The organism is Arthrobacter sp. 1088, from assembly GCF_031455315.1.
GTDB lineage: Bacteria > Actinomycetota > Actinomycetes > Actinomycetales > Micrococcaceae > Arthrobacter.
This window is the reverse complement of sequence record NZ_JAVDSM010000017.1, coordinates 29,522-48,567: the sequence shown is the minus strand read 5'-3', so window position 1 is coordinate 48,567 and position 19,046 is coordinate 29,522. Positions and strand designations below refer to the sequence as shown.

Here is a 19,046-nt window from a genome sequence, read left to right as displayed (position 1 = left end):
CGTCCCATCGGCCAAGAGGTCCCCACTCGTGGCCTCTGCGAGAACGACGGATAAATATCACTCGTCAATGACTGACTAGAAGGAGAGCACCATGTTCAGTCGGAAGAAGCCTACGACGAAAAGCCCCGGATCCAGCAAGCCAGAGTGTAAACATGCCGTGGCGGACAACGTGAAGCAAAAAACCTTTCGCGGCATTGACGACCTGGTCGCGTCGCCTTGGATAGGCCTGTATTTCAGGCACGAATTTGCCTTGCACCATAGTCACGAATTGCTGGAACAACCCGAAGCGGCACTGCGCCCTGCCGCCTGACCGGCACCAGACTTCTTCAGTCAGATAACCGACGGCTCTACAGCCGTCGGTTATCTGCGTCTATCCGCTACTCAATGAACCAATTGCCAAGATTTATGTTCCTTGGCACATACCGGAGGCGCTCAGTGTATTTTCGGGCCCATCGTTCAACTGTGATTTTGATCGCATACTCGAATGCAACACCTGTTCCGGTCGTAGGGGGAACCGTTCGGGACAGGTATCCAATTCGCATCTTCATCGAATGTGCGTAAGTACTGCAGTAAGGAACAAGGACGTTGGCTGTACTGGAGGTTAAAGGGCTCGCCAAAAGATACGGCGATGCCATCGCTTTGCGCGACGCTGCCCTAAGTCTGGAAGCCGGCGAGGTTCATGGCCTCGTCGGCGAGAACGGAGCGGGAAAGTCCACACTCGTCAAAGCCCTGTCGGGCATGCTCACCCCCAACGCCGGCAACGTTACCGTCGGCGGGGAGGACATGAAGCTGGGTGTCCTGGCGGCATCCCGGAATGCCGGGATCAGGACCGCTTTTCAGGAACTGTCGTTGCTTCCCAGCCTGACGGTGGCGGAGAACCTGATGTTCTCCGAGCTGCCGACGCGCGGCGGCGTCGTGCCGCGGAAGCTCGTTGAGGCGCGGGCCGCCGAAATTTTGGCGCGATGGGACGTCCACGATATCGATCCCGGGGCGTTGGCCAGCCAGTTGCCCCTGAGTGCGCAACAAAGGTTGGAAATAGTCCGGGCCCTGAACCCGGAGCCGAGAATCCTCATCCTCGATGAGCCGACGGCCTCGCTGCCGCAGACGGACTGGCTCTTCGGCCAAGTCCTTGCGGCCAAGGCCCGGGGCGCCGCGATCCTTTACATCTCCCACAAGCTTGCCGAGATCGAGGAACTGTGCGATCGCGGCAGCATCATGCGCAACGGCCAGATCGTCGGAGGCTTCACGCGGGATAGCTTCGACCACGACTCGCTGATTTCACAAATGATCGGCCGTTCCATCGAAGTGGCCTTCCCTCCGGTGCTCGGAACCTTGGACGCTACCGCCGCACCACTGCTTGAGGTAGTGGACGCAGTCGTGGAGCAGCGACTGCGTGGTGTCTCTTTGAATGTCCGCCCTGGGGAAATTGTGGGCGTTGCCGGTCTGGAAGGGCAGGGGCAGAAGGAACTGTTCTATGCCATCGCCGGCGCCGGCGACCTGTCGGCGGGAAGTATCACCGTCGACGGCCAAGCCGCCAAGTTCTCGTCGCCGCGCGACGCTCTTCGCTGCGGGCCGGGCATCGCCTTGGTTCCGGAGGAGCGTAAACGCGAGGGCATCTTTGCCGACATGACCTCGGTCAAGAACATGTCCGTGCCCGTGCTGGGTAAGCTGTCCAGATTCGGGCTGATCAACTCCCGTGCCGAACACGCCACGGCCCGGACCGCGGGCCTGGAGCATTATCTGCGCGAGGACTATCTCACGAAAGACGTTGGGCCCCTCTCCGGCGGCAACCAACAGAAGACGATCATCGCCCGCACAACGTTGACCGGAGCGCGCATCCTTCTCATGTTCGACCCCACCCGGGGCATCGATCCCGCCGCAAAACTTGAGGTCTACAGGACCCTGCGCCGCGCAGCAGCAGATGGAGCCGGCATCCTTCTCTACTCCACCGAAATCCCCGAACTCATTGGCATGAGCGACCGCATCGTCGTTCTGTACGGGGGCAAGGTCGCTGCAGAACTGGCAGGAACCGACATGCAGGAATCCACCATCATGGCAGCTGCAGTTGGCCGAGCCAGGCCAAGCACCGCACCACTCGAACCCATTGGTTCCACTCCAAGCGAGGTTGCACTATGAAATTCTTTGGAGCCACTGCCGCTGGTTGGCTGCGGAACGGCACCTTCCGCGCCGCGCTGGTCCTCACAGTCTTTCTCCTGGCGTGGGCATCACGACAGCTGGGCGGACTGAACATTTTCCTGCTGAACAGTTGGTTGGTGCTCTCGTTGCCGTTGGTCGTCGCAGCCATTGGCGTCACGCTTGTCATCTTCACACGCCAGTTCGATCTCTCGGCCGCCGGCGTTGTCACGCTCACGAACGTCCTGATGACAACAACACTTAGCCAGCAGAACGTGTGGGTGGCTGTCGGCCTTGTCCTCGTCCTCGGCGCAGCGATCGGGGCACTCAACGCGTTGCTGGTGATCGTCGGTAAACTGCCCGCTATCGCTGTGACGCTGGCCGTCCTCATCATCCTCAACGGACTTGCGCTGGTGATCCTTCCAGCCCCGGGCGGCAAGATCTCAAAAGACCTGGTCCAGCTCATCACCGGGCCGCTGGTTGTACCGAGGAGCCTCATCATCATCGTCATCCTGGCACTGGCCTGGCTGGTCTTCCGCCGCACCAAGCTCGGGATCTACATGTTCGCCGTCGGCCAGGATCAGGAAGCGGTACGCCTGTCGGGGGTCTCCGTCACCAAGGTCCAGTTTGCATCGTTCACCATCGCCGGTGCCCTCTACGCCCTGGCCGGAATCGTGCTCAGCGCCGCCATCCAGACCGGTGACGCTTCGATCGGATCCACCTATCTGCTGCAAACGTTCGCGGCAATCGCGATCGGCGGCACAGCGTTTATCGGTGGCAGCGGCTCAGTGATCGGAACCATCCTTGGTGCACTGACACTGACCGTCATCCCGAAGTTCCTCTTCGTGGTGGGAATCAACGGCTGGGCGCAGACCATCTTCACCGGAGCCCTGATTATCGTGGCCGTTCTGGTCGGCGCTGTCTCTGCCCGCAGCGAGGGCAAGAAGAAACAAAATGTCCAAGTCCCACCCCAGCCCGTGCCGCCGACGACACCGGCCGAGCCCTCCCCAGCACGTGTCCCCGAAGGAGCAGGACGATGACCACCATGCAAGACACAATTGTCACGTCCGTGCCGGAGAAGCGGCCGCTGCTGACTCCGGGGCTTGCCCGGCCGCTGGTGCTGCTTGTTATCTCCATTGCCGTACTGGTCGGGGGCCGTATCTTCAGCGACGGACTGCCTTCGTTCTCCGCGGGGGAGGCGATCCTCACCCAGAGCCTGTTCGTAGCGGTCCTCGCCTTCGGGCAGGGCCTGGTGATGTTGATCGGTGGCCTGGATCTGTCCATCCCTGGCGTCGTCGCCTTGTCGGCAACGATTCTCGCTCTTTGGACGAGCGTGCTGGGCCACGACGTCTTCACCGGAATCCTCCTGGCCCTCGGCGCCTCAGTGGTGGTTGGCCTGATCGACGGCTACCTGATCGCCAGATTCCAGATCCCGGCCTTTATTGTCACGCTCGCCATGGGAGGCATTCTCACCGGCACCACCATCGGGGTCACGTTCGGCAGCAAATCACCAGCCGCGCCGGAGGCGATCATCAGCCTTTTCAGCGGCAGCGGCAAGCTCTTCGGCATCGGCCTGCCCGTCGTCATCTTTATCATCGTCGGAGTCATCGGCTACTTCATCCAAGCCCGCAGCAACTGGGGACGAACCGTGCAACTGTTCGGCAGCGCCCCAGCAGCCGCGCGCATCTCCGGACTGCCGGTCCGGCGCGTCGAGATCAGCGTCTATGTCGTCGGCGCCCTGGCCTCCGGTGTCGCCGGAATCATGCTGCTCGGCTTCTCCGGCAACGCCCAACTGAGCCTGGGGGACGAATGGATGATGCCCGCCATTGCGGCGGTCCTCGTCGGTGGGACGGTGATCGGCAGCGGCCGCGGATTCTGGCAGGCCACCTTCATGTCCTGCATCCTCCTGACCACCATCACCGTGGTCATCCAGGCCACCGGGTTCTCCCAAGGTTGGAAGAACGTCCTGTACGGCGCCGTCGTCCTGCTGGCCCTGCTCCTCATGCGCCGCGGAAACCACCCTCTATGGAAGCGCATCAAGAGCCGCTTCTCGCCGGAAAGGGCCTGACCGATCCACCATTCGTACGCCGTCGCTCCGTCGGCGTTCTTCAGAGAAGGCAAAAGGGCTTCAAGGATGAAGCCAGGAAAGGAACAAGAATGCGCAAATCCACCCGCAGGCTTGGGGCAGTGGCTGTCATAGCCGCCCTCGGCCTGTTACTCGGAGGCTGTTCCGGCGGCGCCAGCGGAAGCTCGGAGGGCAGCGCCTCAGCATGCGTCCCCAGTGGTGGCAAAGCTCCACGGGCAGGCGGCGAGAAGTACGTCGTCTACATGTCAGCGCTGAACATCGGCAACGCCTGGCAGGAAGAAGCAGCCAACCTGGGCAACTCTGTAGCACAACTGAGTCCGTACAACAGCTGCGTCGAAGTCCGCAAGGAAATGACCCAGCCAGATCCCCAGGCCCAGATTTCCCAGATCCAGTCCATGGTCGCAGCGGGCGCCGACGCAATCGTTACCTACCCGCTCTCGCCCACTGCCATCAACTCGGCGTACCGGGACGCGTGCAGCCAAGGCGTGACCGTGGTTTCCTACGACGCCACAGTCACCGAACCCTGCGTGTACAACGTCTCCTACATCACCAGCGTCCCGGACGGCGCCAAGTCGCCCTTCATGGGCTATAACGCCATGGAGACACTAACAAAATTGCTCGGCGGGAAGGGGAACATTTTCGTCTCCCACGGCGTGGTTGGCACCTCGACTGACAATGTGCACTACAATTCTGCTCTGGCGGCGCTGAAGAAGACCCCGGAGGTGAAGATCCTCACCGAATACGAGGGGAAATGGGACAGCGCCCAGCAGCAGAAGGAGACTTCAAAGTCCCTCGGTTCGTTCCCAAACGTGGACGGAATCTTCTGCGGCTATGGTGAATCCGGCTGCGTCAAGGCGCTGACTGCGGCCGGCAAGAAGATCCCGGTCAGCGGGGAAACCTCGCAGTACTTCCGGGAGCAGTTGCTCGCCGGCTGGCCTGGCGTCAGCATTGGCTCACCGCCAGCCCAAGGTGGAATCGCCATGAAGGTTGCCTTGGCTGTGCTGCTCAAGGGAGCTGAGGGCATCCCGATGGACATCGAGGTTCCTTACAAGATCGTGACGTCCGAAAACGTCAAGGTGTGCGAGCAGGACACTTACACAGAAGGCTGCAACGTATTCAAGCCAGGAACCGTGGGCGATGAGGAAACCGCGGACATCTTCAACGTCATGCTGCCCGAATCCTCGCTCAGCGCATCCAAGAGCGGCAACCCCTCGGCCGGCATGACGGCCGCGCCGTTCACCGCGCAGGACCTGCAAAAGTACGAGCAGGACGCTTCCCGTCGCTACGTGACGCGGGAAGCCTGCCCGGACGGCTGGCAGAAAGCAACTCTGCCCGAAGGCGTCGAAGGCTGCGCCAAGGGCTGATTCAACGGGCCGGGGAAAGGGCACGATTCCCCTTCCCCGGCCCACATCCGTAACTTTTTGTCGATGAAGAACCGGAGAAGACATGACTGATGACCGTATACACGTGGCCATGATGAATCTGTTGTGGCCCCGGCACGGAGTTGACCGCCAACTCTTCTACGACTACTGGTCCGGAGCCCACACTCAGATTTCCTCCCGGCTGCCCGGCATCCACCAGTACTTCCAACACCATCTGGACACCGAATCCGGACTCCTGTTCCCAGGCCTATCCCAACTCGTCGAAGCCTCCGCACCATTTCCCGGTTTCTACGGCGATGCGGAGATCACCTTCGCCACGGATGATGCGTTGGAATCCTTCGCGGACGCGCTTGCACCGTTGATGGAGGACGAGCAGAACGTCTTCCAGAAGACCATCTCCTATCAGGCAACAGGGCAAAACACGAAGACCGTTGTGGACCGAACCCCCGACCATTCACCCAACGGCGACCTCGGTATCTCGGAAAAGTACTTCCTATACCTCAGGCATGCGGGTCAGGACATCGAGTCATTCCGCCGGACCATCAAGGACGCCGCCGATGTCCTTGCGGGAAATTCGGATGTGGCGAAGGTTCGGTACCGCCTTCCGGAGCATTACGACAATGACGCCGTCACCCTGTCCGCACCAAATGTGAGCAACCACGAACCCGATTCCAACCAAGTGCAGGGGAGCCTGGAAATTGCCTTCGCCGACGCGATGGCGCGGCGTGGCTACGCCAACTCGGCGGACAGCACCCGCGTGGCGGACCTTCTCGGTAGTGCCTGCCGCAACGTATTCCCGACCCGTGCCCTGCGGACCTATACGGTGTACAACCACGGGAAGATTACGGTTGCCGGCCTGCGCACGCCCCAGATGGCCGCGCAAATCGCGTCCATTGGTGCCGCGAACCAAACGGACAAAGCAGTCTCGGAGCTGCTTCTGGCACGGCATACTGCAGTTTTTGCGCCTGCCTGAAGAACTCTGTCACCTTTGTCAGATACGGACACCACCATCTCAGGAAGGGGCCCGCGCGTGGAGAGAGGGCCCCGTTCTCGTTGATCGTTGTGACGGCCTGTACCGGGGCCGCGTCCATGGCGGCTGGGTCCTAGGTTGCCCTTGCATTGATGACTGCGTCGATGCTTAGCGCGGTGCTGATGTGGGTCAATGCGGCAATACTGGTCAGCTGAACTCCGAGCAAGTCCTCGATGCGACGGCGTCGCTGGTCGACAGTGTTCTTATGGATGAACAACTCCTCGGCGGTCACTTTGGCGTTCAGGTCATTCTTGATCAGAGCAGCCAGCGTCGGCAAGAGCGCGGTGCCCTGGGCGTGGTCATAGGCCCGAAGCGGGCCCAGCGCCTGTTCGCAGTACCACTTCAGGCGTGCGCTGTCCGGTATTTGGAGGAAAAGCCCCGACATGCCGAGATCCGACAGGACGAGGGTTCGTGTGGGCAGGTCCCTAATGCCTGCAAGTTCGACGGCACCGCGGGCGATCGCGAAGGACTCCGGGTAGTCGGCAGGACTGTTCACAGGTCCCGTGATCACGGAAGTGGCGGACCTGGACGTGGCTGCATTGCCAGTGAGGCTGCGCCGGATGTCCTCGCTGACGGCCCTGGCGCTCTCAAGCGGTTGGCCACTGAGAGGCCAGAGAGCCACAACATAGCCCTCGTGCATTCCAAGCAATGGCTTGGGCGTGGCATTTTCGCTGAGCCGCATAAAGGTCGAGGCCAGACGGTACTGCAACGGTCCTTGGTTGGTGCTTTCATAACGGGAGACAATGACCGCATGCGCCTGCGACAGGTCGTGCCCGAGGCTTGCCGCCTGATTGATCAGTGCTGTGGACCCGCGGACGGCTCCGCTGAGCAACCCGGAGAGAATCTCTCCCGAATGCCGCCACGCCGCTTCTGCGGCTGTTCGGCTCCGAAGGAGCTCCAAAGCCATAACGGTCGCGGCGTGCTCAATAGTCCGTCGATCCAACGCCGAGATTGACTCGAACCGGCCCGTGGTCCAGATCCACGCCACGACCTCGTCCTTAATCATGACCGGTGCCCGCAAGACAGGGAGAGGGTTGCCGTTGTCTGAGAGCACCTGGGTTTGGGCGAGCAAAGGAAACTGGGGACCCTTGGCATCCGGTTCAGTATGTTGGTAGGTACTTTCCCTGGTCAGTTGGGTGGGGAGTACGTCGCCGCCGAAGACGGCGTTGCACAGGAGGGCGCCGTTTCCGCCCCTTACGGTCACCGGACGTGACAGAAGTTCGGCAAGGGCTGACGCTACCGCCGGAACGCCCCCGCCTTCCAAGGCCAGGGCAGTCAGGCGTTGGTGGACCTCGGCGCCTTGCCGTTGAAGGTCGTACTGCTCCTCCAGTGTCGCGTTGGTGACATTGAGGTGTTCGATGGTTCGGGCCTGATCGGACTTAAGCCGGGCCGTGGTGATGGCGATGGCCGCCTGATCGGCAAGCATGGTCAGGAGGGACTCTTCTTCTTTGGTGAAGTTGTGCGCAATCCGCGTATAGCAGTTCAGGGTTCCGAGAGTCTCTGTTGCCGTATTCAGGGGTACAGCGATCATGGAAATAAATCCCTGGTCCTTGGCTACGCCACCCCACGGCCCGAACGACGGGTTCGTCCGGGTGTCGGCTACTTGCACAGCGACGCCGAGGGTGAAGGCCTGGCTTGATGGTGCAGGGTTGGAAACCCCGTGCAACCGAATGGGATGGGTCGCGTTGACATCCTGGACGTATTCATCCGACAGGCCAAAGGAGCCCTTGATCAGCAGCACCCGATTTTCCGGATCAGGGAGAGTAATCCCGCAGAAATCGTAGGACATCAGCCTGCAGGCTGTCTCGGCAATGACCTTGAGCAGGGCGTCCAGGGAGACGCCCTGGTTAACAGCGGAGCCGATGTCCTTGACTGACTGCAGCCAACCCTGCAGCTGCTCAGCCAACCGATCCGTTCTCACTTTCACTCTCCAATTTTTCCACTTTTCGCACCATATTCACCCTGTTTCCAGGTCGGTTGGATTCTCAACCTTCCCTCACTGAACCACCATTCGGCAATGTGCTCCGAGCCACAGCCTAAGATTGTTCTATGTTCCATGGCACCTACTTGCGGGGTGCCGCACTCGGCACCTAGTAATGACGATCACTGTCCCGCTGTCCGGCCGTCAACAAGGGGCAAGGCGGACTTCTCCGCCATCGGGTCTGCGCTGCAAGGCGTCCCGTGAGCGACGGCCGACCGTAACCTGTGGACGTTGTCCGTGGACTACCATCCATTCAGTCATGGAGCACGTCTGCAAGCACATTCTTTGGCCCCCTGTTGGGAAGACCTGTCAGTTGATGAAGTACAGGAACTCGGCAACGAGTCGGCGGCAAAGGGGCTCCCCGGGGAACAGGCAGGTTCCAAGAACGGCCTTTGACCCCGCCAGCTCTCCTGATGATGGTGTTGCCATCGGTACTGGCCTGCCTCTGGGAGGCGGCGGACGGTTGGCAGCCGCGGGGTCCCTCGATGTTTATCACCACCGCAGTCTGCGGCAGCTTTGCCTACTTCATCCTTTGCGGTCAGTGAACTCATCATGCAGGGCCCGCCCCGGATCATTCTTGTCCGGTGGCCGGGAAATCCTGGGAGAGAACACGGCCTGCGTTGGTGGATGATGCGGTTTCCGCTTTGGAAAACAACATGCATAGCCGACGTCACCGCCATCGCACTTTACGTTCGTTTTCCTCCGCCTTCGCTGCCGCTCCGCGATTGCTCCGTGCCCCGGCAACCGGCGTCCTGATCCTGGGCCTCAACTTTGACGTGATCCTGGAAGTGGCCAATGAGCTGGCCGGTGTTGGTGCCGACAACATCAAAGAGGAGCAGCGTTCGTGCCCTTTCGCACGAAGGCTGCGCCTCGTCGGTTGATGGCGCTATTTTGGGCGTCCGGTGCTCAGTAGGCTTTGCTGCGTTGGTCGGCAACCAAGTGGATGAGCGCGAAGGTGCCACGTTCGCGAATGGCCGCCAGAGCGGCGTCGACGGCAGCGGGAACGTCGACATCGGCTTTGGCGTTAACGCCGAAGCCGCCAAAAGCTTCGGCCATCAGCGCGAAGGCCGGGTTCTTCAGTTGAGTTCCGGAGATACGCATGGGATAGTGCTTTTCCTGGTGAGTGCGGATGGTTCCGTACTACTGGTTGTCCATGACAATGACCAGGGGAGTTGCCCCGTGCTGTGCTGCTGTAGCGAGTTCTAGGCCGTTCATGAGGAATTCGCCGTCGCCGGCAATCGTCACTACCGTCCTGCCCGGATAAGCCAGTGAGGCGGCCACAGCTGACGGGATGGAATAGCCCATTGATCCGTTTCGGGCGCTGATCATGGCGGCGTAGGACTCGGTGGGGAAGTACCGGTGGGCCCAGTTGGTGTGGTCTCCGGCGCCGAAAGTGACCATGGCGTCGTCGGGCAGCTGGGGAACCAAGCTGGCCATGAGGGTGTCCATTCGGGCCTTTCCACCGACAGGGCGGGAGGCCGGGAGAGCAGCGAAGATCTCCTGTTCGGCGCGCATGCGCTGGGTCCATGCCTGCCATTCGGGCTTTACCGGGAGGGTCAAGGCAGCGAGGTCCCTGACGAAGGCGTCGGGCTTGGCCAGGATCTGGTCCGTCACCGGGCCCGACCGGCCCCTCAAGGAAGGGTCGATGGTGACAAGGAAGTTTTCCTGGTCCAGTCCTGGCGGTACAGGAACCCGTCAGTGATGACATCGCCCGGCACGGTGCCGACGAACACCAGCAGGTCTGTTGCTTCCAACAGGTCGTACGTGGGCCGTGGCCTTCCGTACCCGATCGGGCCCACGTAGGAAGGGGAACTGAACGGAACAGTGCCCTCGGTCCGCCACTCGGCGGCGGCTGGAATGTGGTGGCGTTCCAACCACCGGGTCAGTCCTTCAGCGCCCGCGGTGGACCAATCGTTGCCGCCGGTGACGAACAGCGGTTTCCTGGACGCTTCCAGCGCCTCGGACAACGCGATCAGGTCGGTGCCGGTCATGCCTCCGGTGCCACTGGAATGGGCGGGTGCAGTTCACTAGGAACCAACTGCTGGATCACGTCCTCGGGCAGACCGACGACGGGACCCGATCTGCCACTCATCGCGGCGAACATTGCTTCGGCTACTATTTCGGACGCCCTGTCCGCATGGTCCAGGACCATGACGCGTTTGGCGCCGGTATCGAACCAGGCTTTGATGTCGAATTCCTGGAAGGCCTCGCGATCCCGGTGAGCAAAGGGAATGAGACCGACGAATAGGACCATGGGTGTGGAGTCCTGCCAAACGGTGTGCAGGCCAACATGGGCGTTGGCCGCTCCCGGTCCGCGGGTGACCATGGCGACCCCGGGGACCTGGTTCATCTTTCCGTCAGCTTCGGCCATGTAGCTCGCGCCGTCTTCATGGCGGCAGGCGATGGTCTGGATGTCGGCGTCGTGGAGCCCGTCGAGGACATCGAGATAGCTTTCGCCGGGCACAATGTGGACCCTCTTGACCCCGTCCGCACGCAGGAACCCTAGGGGAGCAACGTGAAAGGCTCCGGGCTCTCCATCAAGGAAATGCCCGGAGCCTTTCTATGTGTTGTTGCTAGTCGCTCAGCGGCAAGGGCGCGTTGTCCGAGTTCAAGTGCTCGACCGTGGTGAAGATGATTTCATTTTCACCAATGTTTTCGATGTCGTGGAGGAGGTACTCTCCTGCGGCGAAGTGGAAGTGACGGGTTTCGCCCGGCTGATAGGTGACGTCCCTTGTAGTGCCGTCAAAGGTGTGCTGACGGCTGCGGCCGGCGTTGACAGCGGTCCAGAAGTAGTCCAGCACGTGGCGGTGGGCGTGCCAGCGCTCTCCCGGGGCGAGCCGGATTTCCCAGACCCGGACGCGGTCGTTTTCGCTGAGGAGCTTGGAACCCACTGCGCCGTCGAAGGCGTGCTCTTCGAATTCGCGTTTGAGTTCCTCGGACCAACCTTCAAAGTTGGTGCCGATGAGTTCTCCTGCGAGGGGCAAGTCGGAAAGGAATCGGGTTTCGGTCATGCGCTCAGCACCACTTTCAGGGCGTCGGTATCGGCTGCGTTCTTGAAGATGTCATATCCCTTTTCCATGTCCGAGAGTTTCAGACGGTGGGTGATCAGGGAGGTGGGGTCGAAGGTGCCCGCAGCGATGGCCTTCATGAGGCTCGGGACACTCAGAGCGGACGGGATGCCAGTAGTGAGCGTGATCTGCTTGGCCCACAGGGTTTCCAGGTGCAGGGTAGCCGGTTCCTCGTGAACACCAATGTTGGCGATGTGTCCGCCGGGACGGACCAGGGCCGCGGCCAGTTCGAATGGTTTCGGGAAGCCAGCTGCTTCAATGGTGACGTCGGCACCCAGGCCGCCCGTCAGTTCGGCGACCAGGTCGTGGACTTCGTCCGGGCCGACGGCGTGCGTGGCACCCATCTGCAGAGCAGTCCGGCGCCGGTTTTCGACGAGGTCAACCACCACGATGTTGGCGGGAGAGTACAGCTGCGACGTCAGGACGGTCGACAGGCCCACAGGGCCTGCGCCGACGATGACGATGGTGTCGCCTGGCTTTACCTGTCCGCGGAGCACACCCACTTCGTAACCGGTGGCGAGGATGTCGGTGAGGAATATGACCTGTTCGTCGCTGAGTTCGTCCGGGATCTTGTAGACGCTGTTTTGCGCGAACGGGATGCGTCCGTATTCGGCCTGGAGGCCATCGACGAGGTGGCCGAGGGCCCAGCCGCCCGAAACCAAGCACTGCCCGTACATGCCGACCGTGCAGAAACGGCACGAGCCACAGGCCGAGACGCAAGTGGCCAGGACACGATCGCCGGGTTTGACGTTGTGGACTGCCGAGCCGACTTCCTCCACGACGCCCACGCCTTCATGGCCGAGGACTGTGCCGAAGGGGGTGTCGGGGACGCCGCCTTTGATAATGTGGGTGTCCGAGCCGCAGATGGTGGTTGCGGTGACCTTCAGAATGAGATCGGTGTCTTCCTGGATTTTGGGATCCGGGTGGTTGCGCCACTCGATTTGTCCGGGACCGTCATAAACGAGAGCCTTCATGGCTTTCCTTTCAGGTTGTTGTGTTACCCGTGCCGCGCCGGTGCCCGCACGGGAGTATTGCTTGCCAGTGCTACTGGCCGGGGCCGTAGAGACCGAAGCGGAGGTCCGGATCCCCGGGAGTCCAGGTGTTGTGGAACTGGGAGCGGGCGCCCATGATGGTCACGCGGTCGATGAGGTTGTTGCCGACATGGAGCTGGCCGGGTTCCCACTTGGCCAGTGCGGTGGTGACGCTGTCGTTTTCTTCCAGGGCTGCGGCTAGTGCCCATGCATCCGCCGCAGCCTTTGCCGCCGCTGCTGCCGCGTGCGGGCGGGCGGCGAAGGCGGCGTCTCCGATCAGTGCTACGCGTCCCTCGACCATGCGTGGGGTCCGTACGTCGAGCACAGGCTGGATGTAGGGCTCGGCGGTGAGGTTGACGAGTTCGGCTGCGGCCGGGGCTAGGAGTTCTTTCGCGGCGTGCTTCATTTCCGTGATGAAGCGGTCCTGTACTTGGCCGGGGTGGACGGAGACCGGGCCGGTGAAGCCGCGCTTGTCGGTCAGAATCTCTTCGAGTTCCGGTCCTTCAGCGACGTTGCGGTACCAAACGTAGTTGAGCAGGCGCTTGCCAACCTCGAAGCCGTTGTCCGGGCCAGGGATGGGGTACATGCAGATTTGCGTGTTGGGTCCGATCGAGTATGTCAACGAGCTTCCAAGCAGTTCGGCCGTTTCTGGGGAGACCTCGCTCTCCAGCACAGTCCCGCGCCAGCCAATGTAACCGGAGTATGAGAGGCCGGCTTCCGGGTAGAGGCGCTTGCGCCCTACGGAGGTGATGCCGTCCGCGAAGACCGCAAGATCGGCGCGTTCGGTACGGCCGCTAACAAAGCGGACGTCGACGCCTTCGGCGTCCTGGTCGAAGCCGACGGCGTATTCGCCAAGCACGTAGTTTTCGCGGCCGAAGTCCGAAAGAAGCGAGTTGTACATGACGGACCAGGAGCTGTAATGCCACTCTGCCTGCTCCTCGAAGAGCACTTTGTTGCCCTCACCGATGTAACGCAGGAACTGGGTGGAAGTACTCACAGCCTCCGGGGTAATGCTGCTGCGTTCCCGGAACCAGCGCAGGGTGTCGGGCTGGAGGACAATGCCGCCGCCCCGGTTTCCCAGCTCGGTGAATGTCCGCTCGAAGATCGAGACATCAAATCCCAGATCCTTCAGAAGCAGGCCTGCGGTGAGTCCGCCAATGGACCCGCCTAAGATCAGCGCGCGCTTGCCACTGTGGGTAGTCATACTGATAGCTCCTTTGCCAATCTGTTGCGTCATTGGTGACCGCAATCACTACATCCAGTGTGCTGGGAGCACCACTGAGGGCAAAGGTGCCGCAAACCATAAAACCTCTATTTTGAGTGTTTGCCGGCACATAGCATCCTGCGTGTGAGGTGGCACGATGGATAGTGAGGCCCTGACGCCCTACGGGTGCGCGACCCTTCCTAGATAGCACTCGATCTGTTCGCGGCTGTGGGTCAGGAACTCAATGCGCGCCTGGAGGTTGGAAATCTCTCCCCGCAGCAACTGCTCCATCTCGCCATTGACCTGAGCCGGCAGTTCGGCGTCCGGGCCTTGGACACACGGCAGAAGTATTCGGATCAACCGCGTGGGAAGGCCGGCGTCCAGAAGCCCTCGGATTTGCTGCACGAGCTCAAGGGACTCCGGCGCGAATTCGCGGTAGTTGTTCGAGGAACGGATGGGGTGGAGCAGGTCCTGCTCCTCGTAGTAGCGGAGCTGGCGGGTGCTGACCCCGGACTTGGCAGCAAGTTCTCCAATGCGCAATATGACGAACCTTCCCTCAGCAAGCTTGACCTTAACGTCAATGTGAAAGCTTACGGTGGACCCATGATTGAAACAACAACCATCGATGTGCAAGTGAAAAACCCCCTCCCTTGGGCGGACCATCCAGGCTTGTCCGGCGCCTACCGGGCCAACGGAATGACCATTGGAGTCATCTCTCCCCTCGAAGGCTTCGACGGACCCGTGCCGGGCATGGACAACCATGTTGGATTGATCCAGCAGGCAGAGCGCGCCGGCTTCTCAACTGTCTGGGTCAGGGACGTCCCGCTCCTGGATCCCAGCTTCGGCGACACCGGCCAGGTCTTCGATACGTGGTCCTACCTTGGATACCTCGCCGCCAAGACGGAAACCATAAGCCTGGGCACCTCCAGCGTTGTCCTCCCGCTGCGCCACCCCCTGGACACCGCAAAGGCGGCGTCCAGCATCGACCACCTCTCCGGCGGACGATTGCTGCTGGGCGTGGCCACCGGCGACCGGGCCGTGGAATTCCCCGCTTACGGGGTCGAACATGAATCCCGTGGCGAACGCTTCCGGGAATCCCTGAGCGTAATCCGCCAGGTAACAGAGAACCGCTTCCCCAACCTTGATTCCTCGCTGGGGACCATGCGCGGGACGGACCTGCTGCCGAAGCCGACACACGGGCGGCTGCCGGTGTTCATGACCGGCCGCGGACGCCAGGAACTGGAATGGATCGCTGCCAACGCCGACGGGTGGCTCTTCTACACGCTTCCCCTCGATCAGCAAGACCTGAACATCCAGCTCTGGCGCAGGCTGAGCGCACAGCGAGGGGAGGCCGGCTACAAACCGTTCAACCAAGCCACCTACATTGACCTGTCCGAGAACCCTAACGCCATGCCCCGTGCCATCCACCAAGGTCTCTCCCTGGGCAGGGAGCCGCTGCTGCAGTACCTCAAGGCATGGGAGAAAATCGGTGTGGATCAGCTCATGATCAACTTCAAGCACAGCCGCCGACCCGTGGCGGATGTGATGGCTGAATTTGGTGAGCACATTCTGCCGCACTTCCCCGCAGGCAACCACGTGGCGGAGGGCAGGTAGCATGACGGCGATGGCCAACGAAGTCGAATCAACAGGCGCTGACTATGCGGCAGCCTTGTCGTTATTCGCCAACATCCATACGGCACTCGAGCAGGGGGACTCGAAGGGCCTGGCGGATGCTTTCGTTCCTCAAGCCCAAGCCTTCCTCAGCCACCTCGGCGAGGCCTGTGGCGCCCAGAACGTGGCCACCTTGCTCAGGCAGATGTCTTTCTCGGAAAAGCTGGTGAGGTACAGGCTGGTCAATCACTACGTGGCCATTGACGGTGGCCGGGCATCCCACAGCGCCTACCTTTTGGGGACGGTGGGCACGCCGACGATTACTGGCGGGCTCCATGCTTTCCTCTTCGGCGGACACTACGTCACCACGTCCGAAAGGATGGCCAGCGGTTGGCGCCTGGCCACAATCAGGTTCCAGCTCGACTGGCACTATGGCGATCCAGACCACGTCCCCGGGTGGACCCTGGACTCCGCGGCTGGCCGCGGGACCGCCAGCACCTTGATTGTCAGTGAACTAGACGCCCCGTGGCGGACGGTGCCGCGGCCGGATCAGGGTAAAGCGACCGAGCAATTGGTCGCCGAAGCCTATGTGCGCTACGCGTGGGGACTTGACCAAGCCGATTTCGGCCTCCTCGCGTCCGCCTTCGCCGACGATGCAAAGGCCGACATGGTGCCTTTTGGACCCATGACAGGTCAACGGGAAATCGTGGGCAAGCTCAAGGATCTACGCAACGGCCAGCCCTTCATGCAGCATGCGGCCTCCGATTTCGTCGTTGACGTCTACGGCGACCGGGCAACCATGCAGATCCACCGGATCGTCCCCTTCATGCCCACGCTGGAGACGCTGGACGCACGGGTCTTCGGCGCCCGCTACGAGAGCAGTCTCCGCTTGGATATCGACGGCCTGTGGAAATTCGAATGGCTGCAGTATTTCCCCGGTTGGATCAACCTCGACGAGGGGCCTGCGGAGGTCAACCAGTGAATCTCCCCGCGGCCGTGGCAAGCAAATTGACCACAGACGCCATGAAACGTACGGCTGGAACCTTCCCCACCGGCGTCGTTGTCGCAGCTGCGACTACGGCGGATGGTCCGGTGGGCCTGACCTTGCAATCCTTCGTTTCCTTGTCACTGAACCCACCGTTGGTTCAGTTGTCAGTGGCATCGACGTCGGGTAGCTGGCGAGCCATCAAAGCAGAGGGCGGCTTCGCCGTCAGCGTTCTGGCCCAGGATCAGGCGGAGCTGGCCGTTGCCTTTGGCACGAGGAGCCGCGACAAGTTCGCCGGCGTAGAACTTGCCGGCGCATCTGCCACAGGACACCCTGAGATCCAAGGGGCCCTCGCGTGGTTCGACTGCGAGATCGCTGCTGTCTATCCCGGAGGGGACCACGACATCGTGGTGGCCACTGTTCTGGACGCAAAGGTCGACGACCGGGCGGGGGAGCCGCTCGTCTTCCACCGCAGCGGGTTCCGGCACCTCGAACCGGCCCCGCGGACAGCAAACACTCCACGCCCGAGCCGCAGCTCCGGACGGCTGAATCGCCTGGGAACGAAACCATCATGGACAAGGGAGAGCGCATGAACGCCGTGATTATTGGTGGATTCGTCGCAGGGCTGGCCACAGCCCACGAACTCCGCTGGGCCGGGCTGGATGCAAGAGTGTTTGAACGCTCGCCAGGCACCATGGAAGCCCGCGGCGCCGGAAAAGTCATGCAGCACGAAGTGGAGGAACTGCTCCGGCGTCTCGGCCTCACCGCCGAACAGGTCAGCGTGGAACTCCTCGAACGCCAACAACTGCACCGCAACGGCAAAGCAACAAGCTACTTCGCTCCATAGCTCAAGACCCCTCGTGGGACACCTTGTACCGCACGCTCCTGGAACACCTGCCCGCAGACACCTACCGGCTCAACAGCAAGCTGCAGCAAGTCCACACGGACGGGAACCACGTCGTGGCGGAATTTGAAGACGGGCATACGGCCGGCGGGGACTTCCTGATTGGTGCTGACGGTATCGGCTCCGCGACGCGGAACCTCACCGATCTCAGCGCGGGCAGGGCCTTCTACGCCGGATACGTGGCATGGCGTGGGCTGGAGCCGGAAGGAACGGTTCGCCGGCACTTGGTCGAGCTGCTGTCCGGACGGTTCACCTTCTATGGGGCCAATGGACTGCAATTCCTGAGCTACCTCGTCCCTGGGCCCAACGGCGAACTCGAAGCAGGAAAAAGGCGCGTCAACTGGGTCTGGTACATGAACGGCCCCGAACCGCAGCTGACGCGCCTTCTCGCAGGCAGGTCCGGCAAGAGGTACACCACGTTCGCCCCATACAGTGTCTGAGCCCTTGTCGGCGAACGTCGCTAGAGTGTGTTGCGGTCTTGCTACGCCTGCAGCTAAGCCCGGTCGGAACACGAAATCCAACGCCGTTGCCGGGCCATTCGTCAAGCTGAAAAGTGACTATTGCTTCTAATACAAGATCGCGTTGAAGTCAGGGTTGGGTGTGGTTCATTGGAACAGCCAGTTGCCATGGGCGTGTACCGAAAATTGGTCTGCATCGTAGGTATTGGCGATGTAGACGCCACACGGCGCATTATGTGGCACGCTGTTTGCGACGCTGCCCAATACTCGGCCGAGGCCCTTCATTCTACGATTTCCGACCACAATGATGCTTGCGTTCCTTTTGATGGCCTCCCCGTTAAGGCGTCTGCCGGTGTGCCGCGAGCAGCTGAATAGGTCACTGTAATTAGGTGTCCTAAGGATTCAGCGACAGTTCGGGCAACCGGCTCGGCAGACTCGGCGTTAGAGACAAACCATTCGTCGCCGCCTATTCCTACTACTTGCGTGCGGTCTGCGTCGAAGGATGTGACGACATGAAGGCAGGCCTTGAGGCCGCAGCGATATCTCGCGCCGATTCGGCCGCCCTCCTTGCCGTCTTGCTACCGTCTACGCCTACGAGAATGGTTCCGCTCATATCTTTGCTCCTTTGCATAATGCGGCGGTTTGAACGCTATGCTGGATCCTTGTTCCCTGCTTCGTCCCGGCTCAGGTTTCCGGAAGAGCTTCGTACGCTGTGGAATTCGTTTTTATGAACGCATCCATCTCCAGAGTTAAGCCAAAGGGAACCTTGGGATGGAGCTCAAGAGTAAATTTCCCGGGAGCATGGCGAGTAACCATGATTCCTCTGTCCCGATGGATCATCGCCGTTTCCCGCAGGCTGGCGATAGATTTGTCGAGTTGGAGGTCTAGGTCTGCTTTCGAGTCGGCGTGGACTGTCAGCCGCGCTGGTGCTGGAACGGCATTCATGGAACGGTGTTTCCTTTAGTCAGGGGATGTAGGATGGGCCGGTTTTAGAGTGGCATGAGTGGATCCGCATGGCAGTTGCAATATCCCTAGCCCCGACCGGGTGGACAATCCCATGAATTTGCCCGGCGGTGAACCACTCTGCCGATGTGGGTATGAAGGTATCCGGACCGGCACACTTGCTTAGAAGGTGCGCGAACCAGGATGTTTCTCGCTGTTTCGGCTCGTGGA

At 61.3% G+C, this 19,046-nt stretch carries 18 protein-coding genes and 2 pseudogenes; 12 read left to right on the top strand and 8 right to left on the bottom strand.

What is annotated here, in order from left to right; translation table 11 throughout:
- Positions 1 to 91 precede the first annotated feature (91 nt).
- The 6 genes from J2Y41_RS20985 to J2Y41_RS20960 all read left to right on the top strand — a co-directional run bounded on the left by J2Y41_RS20985 (position 92) and on the right by J2Y41_RS20960 (position 6,574).
- Positions 92 to 310, top strand: a complete 219-nt coding sequence (locus J2Y41_RS20985) for a hypothetical protein (protein WP_309931434.1) — start codon at positions 92 to 94, stop codon at positions 308 to 310.
- A 275-nt stretch (positions 311 to 585) separates the two neighbouring features.
- Positions 586 to 2,136 (top strand): sugar ABC transporter ATP-binding protein, encoded by a 1,551-nt coding sequence (locus J2Y41_RS20980; RefSeq protein WP_309931432.1) that lies wholly within the window; start codon positions 586 to 588, stop codon positions 2,134 to 2,136.
- Positions 2,133 to 3,173 (top strand): ABC transporter permease, encoded by a 1,041-nt coding sequence (locus J2Y41_RS20975; RefSeq protein WP_309931429.1) that lies wholly within the window; start codon positions 2,133 to 2,135, stop codon positions 3,171 to 3,173. The genes J2Y41_RS20980 and J2Y41_RS20975 overlap by 4 nt, the downstream gene beginning before the upstream one ends.
- Positions 3,170 to 4,201 (top strand): ABC transporter permease, encoded by a 1,032-nt coding sequence (locus tag J2Y41_RS20970; RefSeq protein ID WP_309931427.1) that lies wholly within the window; start codon positions 3,170 to 3,172, stop codon positions 4,199 to 4,201. Before J2Y41_RS20975 ends, J2Y41_RS20970 begins: the two co-directional genes overlap by 4 nt.
- A gap of 89 nt (positions 4,202 to 4,290) precedes the next feature.
- Positions 4,291 to 5,583 carry a substrate-binding domain-containing protein gene (locus tag J2Y41_RS20965; protein WP_309931425.1) on the top strand — a complete coding sequence of 431 codons (1,293 nt, stop codon included), beginning with the start codon at positions 4,291 to 4,293 and terminating at the stop codon, positions 5,581 to 5,583.
- Between the two features lie 82 nt (positions 5,584 to 5,665).
- Positions 5,666 to 6,574, top strand: a complete 909-nt coding sequence (locus tag J2Y41_RS20960) for an EthD domain-containing protein (protein WP_309931423.1) — start codon at positions 5,666 to 5,668, stop codon at positions 6,572 to 6,574.
- Positions 6,575 to 6,704: 130 nt separating this feature from the next.
- Here J2Y41_RS20960 and J2Y41_RS20955 read toward each other — a convergent pair whose 3' ends face one another.
- Positions 6,705 to 8,558, bottom strand: coding sequence for a GAF domain-containing protein (locus J2Y41_RS20955; protein ID WP_309931420.1), 1,854 nt, complete (start codon positions 8,556 to 8,558; stop codon positions 6,705 to 6,707).
- Between the two features lie 710 nt (positions 8,559 to 9,268).
- Between J2Y41_RS20955 and J2Y41_RS20950 the strand changes: the two genes are divergently transcribed.
- A complete protein-coding gene (locus tag J2Y41_RS20950; RefSeq protein ID WP_309931418.1) occupies positions 9,269 to 9,493 on the top strand; it encodes a hypothetical protein in 225 nt (74 codons plus the stop codon).
- A gap of 25 nt (positions 9,494 to 9,518) precedes the next feature.
- On the opposite strand, the pseudogene J2Y41_RS20945 reads toward J2Y41_RS20950, so the two are convergent.
- The 5 genes and pseudogenes from J2Y41_RS20945 to J2Y41_RS20925 form a co-directional block, all read right to left on the bottom strand.
- Positions 9,519 to 11,109: pseudogene (locus J2Y41_RS20945) on the bottom strand (thiamine pyrophosphate-dependent enzyme).
- A gap of 76 nt (positions 11,110 to 11,185) precedes the next feature.
- Positions 11,186 to 11,623, bottom strand: coding sequence for a hypothetical protein (locus J2Y41_RS20940; protein ID WP_309931417.1), 438 nt, complete (start codon positions 11,621 to 11,623; stop codon positions 11,186 to 11,188).
- Entirely contained in the window at positions 11,620 to 12,654 is a 1,035-nt protein-coding gene (locus J2Y41_RS20935; protein ID WP_309931415.1) for an alcohol dehydrogenase catalytic domain-containing protein, read from the bottom strand. Before J2Y41_RS20935 ends, J2Y41_RS20940 begins: the two co-directional genes overlap by 4 nt.
- 70 nt (positions 12,655 to 12,724) lie before the next feature.
- A complete protein-coding gene (locus tag J2Y41_RS20930; RefSeq protein WP_309931412.1) occupies positions 12,725 to 13,915 on the bottom strand; it encodes an FAD-dependent monooxygenase in 1,191 nt (396 codons plus the stop codon).
- Positions 13,916 to 14,095: 180 nt separating this feature from the next.
- Complete coding sequence (locus J2Y41_RS20925; RefSeq protein WP_309931410.1) at positions 14,096 to 14,455, bottom strand: MerR family transcriptional regulator; 360 nt, start codon at positions 14,453 to 14,455, stop codon at positions 14,096 to 14,098.
- Positions 14,456 to 14,518: 63 nt separating this feature from the next.
- Here J2Y41_RS20925 and J2Y41_RS20920 point away from each other — a divergent pair, with 63 nt between their 5' ends.
- Genes J2Y41_RS20920 through J2Y41_RS20900 form a run of 5 tightly spaced genes read left to right on the top strand, consistent with a single transcriptional unit; the run spans position 14,519 to position 17,855 of the window.
- A complete protein-coding gene (locus tag J2Y41_RS20920; RefSeq protein WP_309931408.1) occupies positions 14,519 to 15,529 on the top strand; it encodes an LLM class oxidoreductase in 1,011 nt (336 codons plus the stop codon).
- 10 nt (positions 15,530 to 15,539) lie between these two features.
- Positions 15,540 to 16,508 carry a nuclear transport factor 2 family protein gene (locus J2Y41_RS20915; protein WP_309931406.1) on the top strand — a complete coding sequence of 323 codons (969 nt, stop codon included), beginning with the start codon at positions 15,540 to 15,542 and terminating at the stop codon, positions 16,506 to 16,508.
- Positions 16,505 to 17,104 (top strand): flavin reductase family protein, encoded by a 600-nt coding sequence (locus tag J2Y41_RS20910; RefSeq protein ID WP_309931405.1) that lies wholly within the window; start codon positions 16,505 to 16,507, stop codon positions 17,102 to 17,104. The genes J2Y41_RS20915 and J2Y41_RS20910 overlap by 4 nt, the downstream gene beginning before the upstream one ends.
- Positions 17,101 to 17,358: an FAD-dependent monooxygenase gene (locus J2Y41_RS20905; protein WP_309931403.1), complete on the top strand. Its 258-nt coding sequence runs from the start codon at positions 17,101 to 17,103 to the stop codon at positions 17,356 to 17,358. The genes J2Y41_RS20910 and J2Y41_RS20905 overlap by 4 nt, the downstream gene beginning before the upstream one ends.
- Positions 17,359 to 17,381: 23 nt before the next feature.
- Entirely contained in the window at positions 17,382 to 17,855 is a 474-nt protein-coding gene (locus J2Y41_RS20900) for a hypothetical protein (protein WP_309931401.1), read from the top strand.
- 165 nt (positions 17,856 to 18,020) lie between these two features.
- On the opposite strand, the pseudogene J2Y41_RS20895 reads toward J2Y41_RS20900, so the two are convergent.
- Together J2Y41_RS20895 and J2Y41_RS20890 are read right to left on the bottom strand one after the other, a co-directional pair.
- Positions 18,021 to 18,486: pseudogene (locus J2Y41_RS20895) on the bottom strand (universal stress protein).
- Between the two features lie 71 nt (positions 18,487 to 18,557).
- Complete coding sequence (locus J2Y41_RS20890; protein WP_309931399.1) at positions 18,558 to 18,818, bottom strand: hypothetical protein; 261 nt, start codon at positions 18,816 to 18,818, stop codon at positions 18,558 to 18,560.
- Positions 18,819 to 19,046: the final 228 nt, after the last annotated feature.

What these genes read in the sequence shown, in the direction of transcription:
- J2Y41_RS20985 (WP_309931434.1), top strand. Translation starts at nt 92, where the DNA reads ATGTTCAGTCGGAAGAAGCCTACGACGAAAAGCCCCGGATCCAGCAAG.
- J2Y41_RS20975 (WP_309931429.1), top strand. Translation starts at nt 2,133, where the DNA reads ATGAAATTCTTTGGAGCCACTGCCGCTGGTTGGCTGCGGAACGGCACC.
- J2Y41_RS20970 (WP_309931427.1), top strand. Translation starts at nt 3,170, where the DNA reads ATGACCACCATGCAAGACACAATTGTCACGTCCGTGCCGGAGAAGCGG.
- J2Y41_RS20965 (WP_309931425.1), top strand. Translation starts at nt 4,291, where the DNA reads ATGCGCAAATCCACCCGCAGGCTTGGGGCAGTGGCTGTCATAGCCGCC.
- J2Y41_RS20960 (WP_309931423.1), top strand. Translation starts at nt 5,666, where the DNA reads ATGACTGATGACCGTATACACGTGGCCATGATGAATCTGTTGTGGCCC.
- J2Y41_RS20950 (WP_309931418.1), top strand. Translation starts at nt 9,269, where the DNA reads ATGCATAGCCGACGTCACCGCCATCGCACTTTACGTTCGTTTTCCTCC.
- J2Y41_RS20940 (WP_309931417.1), bottom strand. Translation starts at nt 11,623, where the DNA reads ATGACCGAAACCCGATTCCTTTCCGACTTGCCCCTCGCAGGAGAACTC.
- J2Y41_RS20935 (WP_309931415.1), bottom strand. Translation starts at nt 12,654, where the DNA reads ATGAAGGCTCTCGTTTATGACGGTCCCGGACAAATCGAGTGGCGCAAC.
- J2Y41_RS20930 (WP_309931412.1), bottom strand. Translation starts at nt 13,915, where the DNA reads ATGACTACCCACAGTGGCAAGCGCGCGCTGATCTTAGGCGGGTCCATT.
- J2Y41_RS20920 (WP_309931408.1), top strand. Translation starts at nt 14,519, where the DNA reads ATGATTGAAACAACAACCATCGATGTGCAAGTGAAAAACCCCCTCCCT.
- J2Y41_RS20915 (WP_309931406.1), top strand. Translation starts at nt 15,540, where the DNA reads ATGGCCAACGAAGTCGAATCAACAGGCGCTGACTATGCGGCAGCCTTG.
- J2Y41_RS20905 (WP_309931403.1), top strand. Translation starts at nt 17,101, where the DNA reads ATGAACGCCGTGATTATTGGTGGATTCGTCGCAGGGCTGGCCACAGCC.
- J2Y41_RS20890 (WP_309931399.1), bottom strand. Translation starts at nt 18,818, where the DNA reads ATGAATGCCGTTCCAGCACCAGCGCGGCTGACAGTCCACGCCGACTCG.